Annotated in this window: 11 protein-coding genes; 6 read left to right on the top strand and 5 right to left on the bottom strand. The window is 43.5% G+C overall.

Features of this window, described 5'->3' with window-relative positions:
• Positions 1-363 precede the first annotated feature (363 nt).
• Together FQ083_RS09940 and uvrC are read left to right on the top strand one after the other, a co-directional pair.
• A complete protein-coding gene (locus FQ083_RS09940) occupies positions 364-1884 on the top strand; it encodes a DUF3360 family protein (RefSeq protein WP_011514624.1) in 1521 nt (506 codons plus the stop codon).
• Between the two features lie 148 nt (positions 1885-2032).
• The gene (gene uvrC, locus FQ083_RS09945; protein WP_149409728.1) at positions 2033-3877 is read left to right on the top strand and encodes an excinuclease ABC subunit UvrC; all 1845 of its coding nucleotides are present in this window, start codon (positions 2033-2035) and stop codon (positions 3875-3877) included.
• 117 nt (positions 3878-3994) lie between these two features.
• On the opposite strand, the gene FQ083_RS09950 is transcribed toward uvrC, so the two are convergent.
• The 3 genes from FQ083_RS09950 to lgt all read right to left on the bottom strand — a co-directional run bounded on the left by FQ083_RS09950 (position 3995) and on the right by lgt (position 6453).
• Entirely contained in the window at positions 3995-4567 is a 573-nt protein-coding gene (locus FQ083_RS09950; RefSeq protein ID WP_149409729.1) for a dihydrofolate reductase, read from the bottom strand.
• A 55-nt stretch (positions 4568-4622) separates the two neighbouring features.
• Positions 4623-5495 carry a thymidylate synthase gene (locus FQ083_RS09955; protein WP_149409730.1) on the bottom strand — a complete coding sequence of 291 codons (873 nt, stop codon included), beginning with the start codon at positions 5493-5495 and terminating at the stop codon, positions 4623-4625.
• Between the two features lie 73 nt (positions 5496-5568).
• Positions 5569-6453, bottom strand: a complete 885-nt coding sequence (lgt, locus tag FQ083_RS09960; RefSeq protein ID WP_149409731.1) for a prolipoprotein diacylglyceryl transferase — start codon at positions 6451-6453, stop codon at positions 5569-5571.
• 157 nt (positions 6454-6610) lie between these two features.
• On the opposite strand from lgt, the gene FQ083_RS09965 reads away from it, so the two are divergent.
• Positions 6611-8284, top strand: coding sequence for a DUF4139 domain-containing protein (locus FQ083_RS09965; RefSeq protein ID WP_149409732.1), 1674 nt, complete (start codon positions 6611-6613; stop codon positions 8282-8284).
• 197 nt (positions 8285-8481) lie between these two features.
• Positions 8482-9306 carry an NRDE family protein gene (locus FQ083_RS09970; protein WP_149409733.1) on the top strand — a complete coding sequence of 275 codons (825 nt, stop codon included), beginning with the start codon at positions 8482-8484 and terminating at the stop codon, positions 9304-9306.
• A 99-nt stretch (positions 9307-9405) separates the two neighbouring features.
• Here FQ083_RS09970 and FQ083_RS09975 read toward each other — a convergent pair whose 3' ends face one another.
• A complete protein-coding gene (locus tag FQ083_RS09975) occupies positions 9406-9927 on the bottom strand; it encodes an RNA pyrophosphohydrolase (protein WP_011514617.1) in 522 nt (173 codons plus the stop codon).
• Between the two features lie 489 nt (positions 9928-10416).
• On the opposite strand from FQ083_RS09975, the gene FQ083_RS09980 reads away from it, so the two are divergent.
• Together FQ083_RS09980 and FQ083_RS09985 are read left to right on the top strand one after the other, a co-directional pair.
• Positions 10417-10830: an OsmC family protein gene (locus FQ083_RS09980; protein WP_020444418.1), complete on the top strand. Its 414-nt coding sequence runs from the start codon at positions 10417-10419 to the stop codon at positions 10828-10830.
• 14 nt (positions 10831-10844) lie between these two features.
• On the top strand, positions 10845-11270 hold the full coding sequence (locus FQ083_RS09985; protein ID WP_020444417.1) for an MAPEG family protein: 426 nt from the start codon (positions 10845-10847) through the stop codon (positions 11268-11270).
• Between the two features lie 49 nt (positions 11271-11319).
• On the opposite strand, the gene FQ083_RS09990 is transcribed toward FQ083_RS09985, so the two are convergent.
• Positions 11320-12342, bottom strand: a complete 1023-nt coding sequence (locus tag FQ083_RS09990) for a tRNA dihydrouridine synthase (RefSeq protein ID WP_149409734.1) — start codon at positions 12340-12342, stop codon at positions 11320-11322.
• Between the last annotated feature and the right edge of the window lie 54 nt (positions 12343-12396).

Here is a 12396-nt window from a genome sequence, read left to right on the forward strand (position 1 = left end):
AAAGGCGCTAGAGCTAAAGCGTAACTTCATTCAAATCTTAGCGCTTTGTGTTTGTCTATGCGTGATTGTTGATGGTTTATGTACGATCACGCATTATTAATTATAAGAACCATCATCATAATGACTACAATCTACTATCTTATTGGTAACTAAGTAGTTAATAAGTTTGTGTTTATTTTAAAAGGAAACTTTATGTTATTAATGGCTGCTATATTTATAGTATATTCGAATCGTTATACATTCGCGTTCTAAAGTCTCATGACATACAATGACTGCATTTTTTCTTCAGTGGCTTAACACTTATCGCAAGAGTAGTAAGTGAATAAGCAGTCACTAAAACGTCGGTCGACACAAGGAAATGTGATGAGTAACACGCAGCTTCCCCCTTTAGATGCCAATCCGCAGCAGCCAACCCCTTCTGATAATGATGTTCAAAGTAGTTATGTAGAATTACATAAGCCCTATTCAAGTTTTAAAAATCGTGATGCCTATCTCAATCATGAACTACAAATCATGCAGCCGAAACGCTGGCGGCCTAATTTGCCTTTCCGTGATTATCGTTTTGAGTACGAAGATACCATTCCAGCAATGGCTGCGACCATTGGTAAAGTCGTGATGGTGGGTGCTATTGCGGCGACCTTTGCAGGACCACTCGGTTTGGGTGACGCTTTTATCTTAGAAAACGTCCGTTATGAGTTATTGATTGTTTCGTTTTTTGTCATTTTATTCTCAGGATTTCTACTACCGACCGCCAACCTTGCAGGTACTCATGGGCCTTTAATTCCGCTTATTCCTATTGTTGTCGCAGCTGGTGGTCACCCGATGGCCTTTGGTCTGCTCATCGGTGCCTTTGGATTATTATTGGCAATCAGTAAAGGGGGCAGTTTACTAGCAAATTTGACCAGTAAAGGCGTGTGCGGTGGTTTGCTGCTCTACTTGGGCTTTATTGGTACGATATCACAAGTTAAAAACTTGTTTGCATGGGCAGAGGGCATTGGCATGGCGCATATTGCTTTTGTGGTGATTTTGCTGACGATTATCTTGTATGCTGTGTTAGAAAATTTTCAAAAGCGCTGGCTGGCTGTGCCGCTGAGCTGTTTGTTAGGTGGTGGCGTGGCGTTCGCTATGGGCGCACCTTTTGCCTTTAAAACCGCACCCGGTCTACCGCATATGAGCCCTATGTATTGGTGGGGCGAAAATACTGGTTGGATGTTAGGACTGCCAACGGTTGAGAGCTTTATCGTGGTATTACCTTTTGCGGTATTAGCAGTGGCGATGTGGTCGCCAGATTTTTTAGGTCATCAGGTCTTCCAGAAAATCAGCTATCCCAAACGTACTGAACGTGTACTGATGGATATTGATGATACGATGACCAGTGCATCGTTTCGTCAGGTCGTAGGTTCTGTGCTCGGTGGCGCGAACTTTGCGTCGTCATGGGGTACTTATATCGTACCTGCAGCAATTGCCAAACGTCCCATTCCAGCTGGTGCGATTTTGACAGGACTATTCTGCCTTATTGCAGGTGTTTGGGGTTATCCTATGGACTTGGCAATCTGGGAGCCGGTGATGTGTGTGGCGCTGATTGTTGGGGTCTTCATTCCATTGCTTGAAGCTGGGATGGAGATGACGCGTGAGGGTAAAACTACTCAGTCTGCCGCCATTGTCGTCTTTGCATCTGCGTTGGTGAATCCTGCCTTCGGTTGGTCTATTACTTTGGTGCTTGATAATTTAGGATTAATTGGCTCTAAAGAGCGTAGTGCCAGTCTAACCAAAATGAGCCGCTGGATTATTCCTGTGATCACCTTTGTGATACTGACCGGGGTTATGGCTATCGTCGGTATGTTGCCAGGTATCCCAGCACTATTACCAAATTTCCGTCACTAGTCGCACTGTAGGGTTGTTTTTCTGCAAAAAGTCAGCCTTGGTGCTGGCTTTTTTTATGGTTATTGCTAAGCTGATAAGGGTTCTTGTAAAACCCATACCATCGCCCCATAAACATCTGTATATCAGTATCTTGAGAGCAATAAATTCTATGGTCAATGTCTCAGAATCGAGTCCCATCGATGACAAGAAAGCCCGTCTTAAACATTTAATCCAGCGCCTGCCAAACTTGCCGGGAGTGTATAAAATGCTGGGTAAAAATGGTGATATTTTATATGTCGGCAAAGCTAAATCACTCAAGAGCCGTGTGAACAGCTATTTTGCGAAAACCATTGATCATCCTAAGACACGAGCACTGGTGGCACGGATACATAATATTGAAACCATCATTACCCGCAGTGAGACAGAAGCGCTGTTACTTGAGCAAAATCTGATTAAAGAATATCGTCCGCCTTATAACGTGCTACTGCGTGATGATAAATCTTATCTTTATGTGTTTATTTCAGCAGATAAGCCTTATCCAAGATTGGCTTATGGTCGCGGTAAAGGCAATCACCAAAAGGGTCGCTTTTTCGGTCCTTTTCCTTCTGCGCATGCGGCCAAAGAAACACTGGTGCTCATGCAAAAAATGTTTCAAATGCGCCAATGTACCAATACTTTCTTCAAGCAACGTAAGCGTCCGTGCCTCGAGTATCAAATTAAGCGTTGCCGTGCTCCCTGTGTGGGCTTAGTATCGCCAGAAGAATATAGCGAGGACGTCAATAATACTATTCGTTTCTTAAAAGGTGACTCTAGTGATATCCATACTGCTTTGATTGAAAAAATGGAAGCTTCTGCTGAAGAGCTAGACTTTGAAAAGGCAGTTTTTTATCGCGATCAGCTGTCTATGCTCCGTGAAGTACAAGCCAAGCAAGCCGTTTATACTGTGCAGGGTGAGGCGGATGTGATTGCTATTGCCAGTCAAGCAGGGATGACTTGCGTCAACGTATTGACAGTACGTGGTGGGCGCGTGCTTGGCGGTAAGAACTACTTCCCTGATGTGGATAGCAGTGAACCTCTTGCAGACAATTTATCGGCGTTCATCACTTCATTTTATTTTCAGGTGACGGATGATTTGCCAGCAGAGATTATATTGAGCGATGAATTACCAGATCAGCTAGCAGTGAGTGAAGCGTTGGCAACACACTTTGGTAGTAAGGTCGTTGTCAAAACCAGCGTACGTGAGCACCGTGCTGAATGGTTAGACTTAGCAAAACTCAATACTAATAATGCACTAAAAACCAAACTTGGTGATTATTTAGAGTTACATGCACGCTTTGGGGCGTTAAAAGATGTCTTGACTGAAGTCACGGATCGTACCATTGACCGTATCGAGTGTTTTGATATATCACATACGATGGGCGAGGCGACGATTGGTAGCTGTGTGGTCTTTGATCAAGGTGGCTCGCGTCGTCGTGATTATCGTCAGTATGCTATCCATGACATTGTTGGCGGTGATGATTATGCAGCGATGAAGCAGGTGTTGACACGGCGTTATAAGAAGCAGCCATTGCCGGATTTATTGCTTATCGATGGGGGTAAAGGGCAGCTCGGTATCGCCAAAGAAGTGCTGACTGAGTTGGGTATCCTTGGTGATACTTTGCTTATCAGTGTGGCAAAAGGTGAAGGACGTAAGGCTGGCTTGGAAGTGTTGCACTTTATTGACCATGAGCCCCTTGACTTGCCTATGGATAGCAAGGCGCTGCATTTATTAATGCATATCCGCGATGAGGCGCATCGTTTTGCGATTACAGCGCATCGCAAGAAGCGCGATAAGCGTCGTTCATCGTCGGTGCTAGAAGTGATTCCGGGGCTGGGTGAAAAGCGTCGCCGCGATTTGCTCAATCACTTTGGCGGCATGCAGCAATTGCTCGGTGCCTCGCAGCAAGAATTGGCAGGTGTGCAGGGAATTGGTCCGGTATTAGCGAAAACTGTTTATAAAGTGCTGCATGAGTAGTCTAGGTAATGTTCGTCAAATTTAGGTTTATGATCATAAAGTTTAAACATGAAAAAAGAGGCTGTCCTAGAGTTATTTAGGATAGCCTCTTTTTACGTTTTGTTTAAAATTTTACTATTATTCAGCGTTTTTTATTTTATAAGTCACAAATCTAAAATCTAACGCGCTTTTTTCATCATGCATCTGCTCAGATTCTTCCGCAACTTCAAACTCACTTGGCAGCTCAGGATAAAAGGCATCGCCATCAACGATTTCAGTGTCAACGTGAGTTATTTCGATACGGTCGGTGTACAGCAATGCATCGTTAAACACGCGCTCGCCACCAATTACCCAAATCGTATCAAGATGCGCACCATGCGCAAGGCTTGCTGCTTGTGTTAAGGCATCGTCTAAATTATGCATTACATAAGCTTTTTCACTACCGACTAAGCCTTTTTGCTCAGCATAATCTATCTGGCTACTGATAATAAAGCTCACACGTTTAGGTAACAGCTTACTGCCCATTGACTCAAAGGTCTTGCGACCCATAATCACGATACCTTGTATCGCACCGTCATTTGGTTTGGTTGTCATACTTTTAAAATGCTGCAAATCGGCTGAGATATGCCACGGTAGCTCATTGTCTTTACCAATACAGCGATTGCTACTGATAGCCGCGATTTGGGCAACTTCGGTGTTGGCATAACTCATAAATTATCCTTTGCTAATGTTTAAATATATTTAAATACAATTGAATAAACAGGCGCTATACCGCCACTTGCGCCTTAATCGCTGGATGAGACTCATAGCCATCAACGCTGATATCCTCATAATTAAAAGCAAAAATATCGGTTACATCAGGGTTAAGCGCTAATGTCGGCAGCGTATAAAGCGAGCGGGTCAGCTGCAGCTCCACTTGCTCGCGATGGTTTTGGTAAATATGACAATCGCCACCCGTCCAGACAAATTCACCAACTTCTAAACCACACACTTGCGCCACCATATGGGTAAGCAAGGCGTAGCTAGCGATATTAAATGGCACACCTAGGAATAAATCTGCTGAGCGTTGATAAAGCTGGCATGACAGTTTATTGTCCGCGACAAAAAACTGAAATAAAGTATGACAAGGTGGCAGCGCAACTTGATCTGCTTCACTCGGATTCCAGCCAGAGACAATCAAGCGCCGCGAGTTAGGATTAGTCTTTATTTGTTCAACCACTTGTGCGATTTGATCGACACCGTCAGAGTTATACTGCCCATCTGCACTTGTGGTCGCGCCATAATTACGCCATTGGTGACCATAAATAGGACCTAAATCGCCTGCAGGTCGATTAAAGCGCGCAGTTTGCTCTGTAGTTGCCCATTCATTCCAAATGCGTACACCGTTTTGTTGCAGATAATCGACGTGGGTACTGCCACTTAAAAACCATAGGAGCTCATAAGTGATGGACTTAAGATGAACTTTTTTGGTGGTTAACAATGGAAAACCATCGGCTAAATTAAAACGTAGCTGCGCGCCAAAATGGCTAAGCGTACCGGTTCCAGTGCGGTCGCCTTTTTCAGTACCTTCATTAAGAACAAGGCGTAGCAGATCTAAATAGGCTTGCTCGTTTTTAATGATAGAGCTGTTCATGATCATAAAATTACTCTTCTGTGCTATTAAAACACATCTTTAATATAGTTCTTAACGTGGTGCATGAAGAAGGTAAAGCTTAATAAGCGGCTTGCTTACCCCAATCATAAATACCACGCTTATAAGCATAAATCAGCATAATAAAGCCGGCAATAATCATCGGTGCACTCAATAGTTGACCTTTGGTCATCCAACCTAATAGTATAAATCCTTGGTCAACATCAGGCTGGCGGAAGAATTCGATGATAAATCGGCTGATACCATAACCCAGTAAGAACACAGCAGAGGCGGCCATACGTGGACGCGGCTTTGATGAATACCACCATAAGAAGATAAATAGCAGCAGACCTTCGGCAAAGGCTTCATATAGCTGCGATGGGTGACGCGGCAGCACATACTGACCATTAACCTCAATCATTAGCTCTTGCAATTGTGGATTACTCTGTAATTGCTCCATATCAAAGGCAGCGGCTTGCGGGAAATAAGTCAGCCAGTTGTAGCCACCGTCTGAGACGCGCCCCCACAGCTCACCATTGATATAGTTACCGATGCGACCAAATAATAAGCCAGTCGGCACGCAAGGCACGATAAAATCGAATACTTGGAAGGCTGTTTTTTTATATTTACGAGCAAAAAACCACATGCCTACCATGACACCAATAAAACCGCCGTGGAAAGACATACCGCCTTCCCAAACTTTTAATAGATAAGCCGGGTTTTGTAATAGCTCGCCAAATTGATAAAACAGCACATAGCCAATACGACCGCCCAAAATGACACCAAGCGCACCATAAAAGACCAAATCGGACACCATATCGGTGGTCCAATTGTCACGTTTGCTGCTGCGATACCAAGCCAGACCAAAAGCTGCAGCAAATGCGAGCAAATACATCAAGCCATACCAGTGTACTTCTACTGGACCCAAGGACAGCGCTACAGGATTATACTGAGGATGAATTATCATAAGGGCATCATCATTATTGGTAATTAAATGCTGTCTATAATAGCAAAATTCATCCCTTGCGAACACTATGATAAATGTATGGTTTATTGAATGAATAGCAAAGCGCTAAAAAAACCGATAAGATGAAAAAAAGCGCATCAACTTCTAAGGAATTATCATGTCTGCTACCGTATCATCACGATCATTTTTGCACGATAAACGGTTAACTACCGCAGTTGATGTGCAATCGCCAAACCTTAAGCGAAACAGATTGCCATTATCTTTATTGTGTATAGTCGCATCAGGCTTCAGTTTTTTCGTGCCAGTGACGGCGCAAGCAGCAACCAGTAGTATCGAAAAAATTACCATTTATCAAGGCTTAGCCAGTGTCACTCGTGCATTACCCATCAGTGGCACAGGTGAGCAGACACTGGTTTTTTCCTGTCTTTCGCCTGCGATTGAACCCGATAGTATTAGTGTGCAAGCACTGGGCAATGTTAATATCGGTGAAGTCAGTATTCAAACCTTGAGTGGCGAGCAAGCAGCGCAGTGCCAGTATCAAGGGGCAGCTAATGTACAGACTCAGCAGAATAATCTAGCGGATATCAGTGCCGAATTGGAAGCGGCACGCCTGACCAAAGCCTATTTGCAAAACCTAACCAAAGTCACGCAAATCACTACTGCTGGTACCCTTGCCAATAATGCACGCGACTTAGAAACGCAAGCCGCCAGTATTAACAAAAAAATAGTAGAGCTACAAAAACGAGAAGCTCGTGCTAAAGACGACTTAAATCAGCTGGTCGCTGACAGTACTTCTTCAGTACAAAGTAATGTCACCCAAGTCAGTGTACGTACCGCTAGCCGTTCTGCTAGTAGTGTTAAATTACATTATCAAGTACGCGGTGCCAGCTGGGAGCCGACTTATCAAGCGCGTTTAAATACCGATAATAAACAACTCAACATCACCGCCTCTGCCATCATCGCCCAACAAACAGGCGAGAATTGGAACAACGTGCCCGTTATTTTGAGTACTGTCAATCCCAATCAAACGACGACCAGCCAGCTACCAAGAGTTGAACGTTTGTCATTATATGAAGAAGAGCAAGCTAAGTTGAGCCGTTATGCACAACCAATGATGGAAGCTGCTCCAGTGGTTGTTGTTTCTGCCAGCGACAGTTATGGCGGTGCAGGTGGTATGGCGCCGCTACCGAGTTTTACGGTTAGCAGCCAAAATAAAAACGGTATCACTGAGTATCGCTTGCCGCAGCGCGTGAGTATCCCCAGTGATGGCAGGCGCGTACGCACAGTGATAGATGAACAATCCGGCATCAGTAAGCTGTGGCTACGGAGTACACCAAGCATCGAAGCTGCCGCTTACTGGTATGCGTCTGCGCCGTTTTTGACGCCAGCTTGGGCAGATGGCTCATTGCAACTGTATCGCGACGATAACTATGTTGGTCAGTCGCGCTATGATTATCAGAGTCTAAAAGAGCAGGGGATTGGTTTTGGTGTTGATCCGAGCTTGCTTGTGAAACCGCTGACTGATGAAGACAAAAAAGGCGATAAAGGCGTATTTAATCGTCAACAAACCAAGACCATCACTCAGGCTTATCAATTTACCAATCACCACAATCGTAGTATGCGCATGCAAGTGTTAGGCGCAGAACCCTTGAGTAGCGATGACAGCATTAAAGTAACCGCGACGCATATACCAGCGATTAGCAAAAAAGATTGGAATGATAACAAAGGAATGGTAGCGTGGGAGTTCGATTTACCGAGTCAACAATCTCAAGTCGTGCAGTCGATCTATCAAATTAGCTATCCTGCGGATAAAAAATTAAGCACGAATTAATGTTAAATCAGAACCATATAATCGATTCAATTTAAAAAATACAATCCTGATGGGAATGCTGCTGGGATAAATTTTATGAAGCCTCTGGAGTGCGAAGCGCACAGCAAGCGAGGAAAGTTTATCCCAGCATAACCCTATTTTGAACGAGCCTATTTTATATTGAAATGACTATATACCAATCATATAAAAGGAATTCTATGTGTATTGTCGCCATTGCTTGGCAGTTATTTGATGAGCTGCCTTTGGTTTTATTGTCCAATCGCGATGAGTTTTTACAGCGTCCGACAGAGCCACTACATCAATGGGAAGATAAGCCTATTTTTGCAGGGCGTGATGCGCAAAGCGGCGGTACGTGGTTAGGAATTCACCAAGAGCAGCATGCTGACTTTTATAAGCAAAATGGTCGCTGGGCAGCAGTATTGAACTTTCGCGATGGTGTGCAGGCAAGTAATGATGAGCGCTCACGTGGTGAATTGGTCGCTGGTTTTTTGACCAGTTGCTTAAGCCCGATGGAATTTGCACGGAAAATCAGTCTGCAAGAATATGCTGGGTTTAATCTGATTATCGGCGATAGCAAACAAGCGGTTGTCGTTAACAACCGTGGTCATGCACCAACACCCTTATATGGAGGCTTGCACGTATTCTCTAATGGACAGCCAGAAGAGGGTTGGTTTAAGACAGAGCGTTTGCGCGGTAGATTACGTCAAGAAATATTGCCATTAATTAGCGAAGATAGTGATGCGAAATACTGGCAAGACGCTGCTTTTACGGTATTGTCCGATAATACTCAAGCACCAGAAGAAGAGTTACCAAATGCTGGTATCGATATCAAAATAGAGCAAGCACTGTCTTCGATTTATATTGAAGGTGCCAATCTTACTGGCATTGCTAGTAAGGAGGCTGCCAATAATGCCGTGCCAAGCTATGGTACAAGGACACAAAGTATTTTAACGTTACGGCGAAATACTATTAAAGATTCAGGCATTCAAGCTGAAATCGTCAGCCGTGAATGTACTCATTAGCTATTAACAAAAATCCAGTGAGAAAAAAATACCGTTAGTCATATTAAATATCACTAACGGTATTCGTTATTGTGCTAATTGCATTAAAAATTGGTGACTTTATTCCACCAACAAATGGTTGTTTTGTTCCGGAATAATAAGCCCTTGTTGAAGCGGTAGCTCGGGCACCAATTCTTGTAAGGCGCGACGATATACGCTGCGTTTAAAGTGAATCACTTGTCCAAGTGGATACCAGTAGCTGACCCACTGCCAGTTATCAAACTCTGGTTTTCCCTCATCAAAGCGGATGTGTTGGGTATTTGGCTCATCTAAGCGTAGCAAAAACCATTTCTGTTTTTGCCCAATACATAAAGGGTACTGTCCATGACGCACATAGCGTTTTGGCAGACGATAACGCAACCAATCTTGCGTAACCGCTAGCAAATCGACATGACGCGGATGTAGACCGACCTCTTCCCAGAGCTCGCGATACATCGCATCCATCGGCGTCTCCCCACGGTCGATACCGCCTTGAGGGAACTGCCAAGCGTTGTGACCAATACGTTTTGCCCACAGAACTTGCCCTTGTGTATTTGCCAAGATGATGCCGACATTGGCGCGAAAGCCGTCTGCATCTATCATGACGTAACCTTTTAAAATGTTTAAAAATAGCTTATTTCAACAAGGCACAGTGACAGCAATCATAATTATTATAGGGTGATTGCTATCGATACTTTGGCAAAATAAGATTCATTACCATCATTAAACCAAGAAAAGAGCAAAATGTGTAACAGTATTTTGCTATAAAATGTTTCACAGCTTTAATGATTTAAAATCAAGAGGTTATATAAATATATTTAAGCAGACTTTTGTGTATTTTTTAGCTAAGTTATTTTGCTGTCAAAGTTTTTGCTTTAGTGTCTTATCGTTATAAGTGCTTACTTAATAATATAAGTAATAATACGAGTTTTTGATTCATTAATGCAGGTTTTAGCTTATGCTACACTAGTCATATTTTGCTTATCTTAATCAACGATAAAGTATTAAATCGATAAAGCTATTCTTATATATTGAACCAATAATATCGAACAAATAAGAACCTATTATTAAATAAAACTAGGAATATTAAAAATGTCAGAATCTAAAGCAAGTGTCACGTGGCAAGAAAACAAAGCTTTTATGGGCGTATCACCGTCAGGTCATAATGTACAAATCGATGCTGATAAAGAAAAAGGCGCCAGTCCAATGGAGCTGATTCTACTAGGGCTTGGTGGTTGTGCTAGCTATGATGTGGTGGCGATTTTGCAGAAATCGCGTCAAAATGTGACTGACGTACTTTGTGAGCTGACTGCTCAACGTGCCGAAACCGTACCGGCTGTCTATACTGATATTCATATGCATTTTGTCGTGACCGGTCAAGATGTCAAAGAAAGCCAAGTAGAAAAAGCCATAAAATTATCCGCAGAAAAATACTGCTCAGCCAGTCGTATGTTAGTACAAGGCGGGGTCAATGTGACGCATGACTTTGAAGTTATCGCAGGATAAAGGCGAATATATTGATGAATTTATTCTTAGGGTTGGTCTCTGATACTGCATCGTCAGCCATTTGGGCGATGGTCGTAGCAAGTTTATTACCGCTTGCCATGGCGTTGACAGCGAAAGCTATTGGCGGCTTTAATTTGGCTGACAATGCCCATCCACGTGATTTTTTACAGGGTACGACGGGTGCTGCTGCACGTGCTAATGCCGCGCAGCAGAATAGCTATGAGACTTTACCGGTATTCTTAGCTGCAGTCTTGGCAGCGATGCTGTTTTTTGTGCCACAGCTGATTGTGAATACATTGGCTTGGCTATACGTGCTCATTCGCATTGGTTTTTGCGTCGCTTACGTCACTAATTTGGCGATGTTCCGCTCTATCCTCTGGGGTCTTTCTATTGCCTGCTGTCTCATGCTCTTTTATTTAGCTATTCGAGTCAGTGTATAGTAGCAGTTGATTGAAAATACTAATGCTTATAAGATAAAAGCAGCTAACGTTACTGTGCACTCATCTGTAGTGCGCTAATGATAGCTGCTTTATTTTTCTCTCTTTTAATACTGTCCCATAATATCTTCGCCTCGCTATAGCCTTTGGTGAGCATCGCTAACCATTGTTTATAACGACCGACCAATACAATATCGCTTTTTGCTGTGCCTTGCAGAAATTTAATCTGATGCGCAATCAGGTCTTGCCATAATAATGTTGTTTCATTGTTTAAAGTCTGACTATGTTCTCTATCAACCTGTGCAATTAAGTCGGGACGGGTAACTGCACCGCGACCCAACATCAAATGCTCTGTACCCGATTGCGTCATACAATTTTGTGCGTGCTCTGCATTCCATATTTCGCCATTGGCAATGACGGGAATATCAAGCGCATTAAAGCCTTGAATCTTGTCCCAATAGGCTGGCGGCTTATATCCTTGGGTTTTAGTTCGTGCATGAATGGTCAGCCAATCAGCACCACTGTCGTTAATCGCAGCTTTGATATCATCCATACGACTGGTATCGGTGTAACCTAAACGAATTTTGGCTGAGACTGGAATGTCGGCAGGTACCGCTTGACGCACCGCGCTGATAATCTGATACATGGTTTCGGGTTCATCCAGTAATACCGAACCACCACGGTGGCTATTGACAGTCTTGGCAGGACAACCAAAGTTGATGTCAATCGCTGGCGCACCAAGCTCGGCAGCATAAGCGGCATTTTCTGCCATGAGTTGCGCTTCACTACCGAGTAGCTGGATATGAATCGGTGTGCCACAGGCAGTTTTAGCATCATGACGCAATTCTGGAACGTACTTATAAAATACATGCGCTGGCAATACGTGCTGAGTCACACGGATAAATTCGCTAACCGACCAATCATAAGGGCGACCCAAGTCCGATGCAATTTGCGTGAGAATTTGTCGCATTAATGGATCGGTTAAACCTTCCATTGGGGCAAGGAGGCGGACAGGATTGGCAAATAGATTTTGTATTTTTTTTTGACGTATTTGAAGTTGCTGACTATTATTCATGCTTGTTGTTCACTGCTAAAAGGGTGCTATTAAAGGATTGCCATAAAGACAAGT

This window comes from Psychrobacter sp. ANT_H59 (genome assembly GCF_008369225.1).
GTDB lineage: Bacteria > Pseudomonadota > Gammaproteobacteria > Pseudomonadales > Moraxellaceae > Psychrobacter > Psychrobacter cryohalolentis.

What these genes read in the sequence shown, in the direction of transcription:
- FQ083_RS09940 (WP_011514624.1), top strand. Translation starts at nt 364, where the DNA reads ATGAGTAACACGCAGCTTCCCCCTTTAGATGCCAATCCGCAGCAGCCA.
- uvrC (WP_149409728.1), top strand. Translation starts at nt 2,033, where the DNA reads ATGGTCAATGTCTCAGAATCGAGTCCCATCGATGACAAGAAAGCCCGT.
- FQ083_RS09950 (WP_149409729.1), bottom strand. Translation starts at nt 4,567, where the DNA reads ATGAGTTATGCCAACACCGAAGTTGCCCAAATCGCGGCTATCAGTAGC.
- FQ083_RS09955 (WP_149409730.1), bottom strand. Translation starts at nt 5,495, where the DNA reads ATGATCATGAACAGCTCTATCATTAAAAACGAGCAAGCCTATTTAGAT.
- lgt (WP_149409731.1), bottom strand. Translation starts at nt 6,453, where the DNA reads ATGATAATTCATCCTCAGTATAATCCTGTAGCGCTGTCCTTGGGTCCA.
- FQ083_RS09965 (WP_149409732.1), top strand. Translation starts at nt 6,611, where the DNA reads ATGTCTGCTACCGTATCATCACGATCATTTTTGCACGATAAACGGTTA.
- FQ083_RS09970 (WP_149409733.1), top strand. Translation starts at nt 8,482, where the DNA reads ATGTGTATTGTCGCCATTGCTTGGCAGTTATTTGATGAGCTGCCTTTG.
- FQ083_RS09975 (WP_011514617.1), bottom strand. Translation starts at nt 9,927, where the DNA reads ATGATAGATGCAGACGGCTTTCGCGCCAATGTCGGCATCATCTTGGCA.
- FQ083_RS09980 (WP_020444418.1), top strand. Translation starts at nt 10,417, where the DNA reads ATGTCAGAATCTAAAGCAAGTGTCACGTGGCAAGAAAACAAAGCTTTT.
- FQ083_RS09985 (WP_020444417.1), top strand. Translation starts at nt 10,845, where the DNA reads ATGAATTTATTCTTAGGGTTGGTCTCTGATACTGCATCGTCAGCCATT.
- FQ083_RS09990 (WP_149409734.1), bottom strand. Translation starts at nt 12,342, where the DNA reads ATGAATAATAGTCAGCAACTTCAAATACGTCAAAAAAAAATACAAAAT.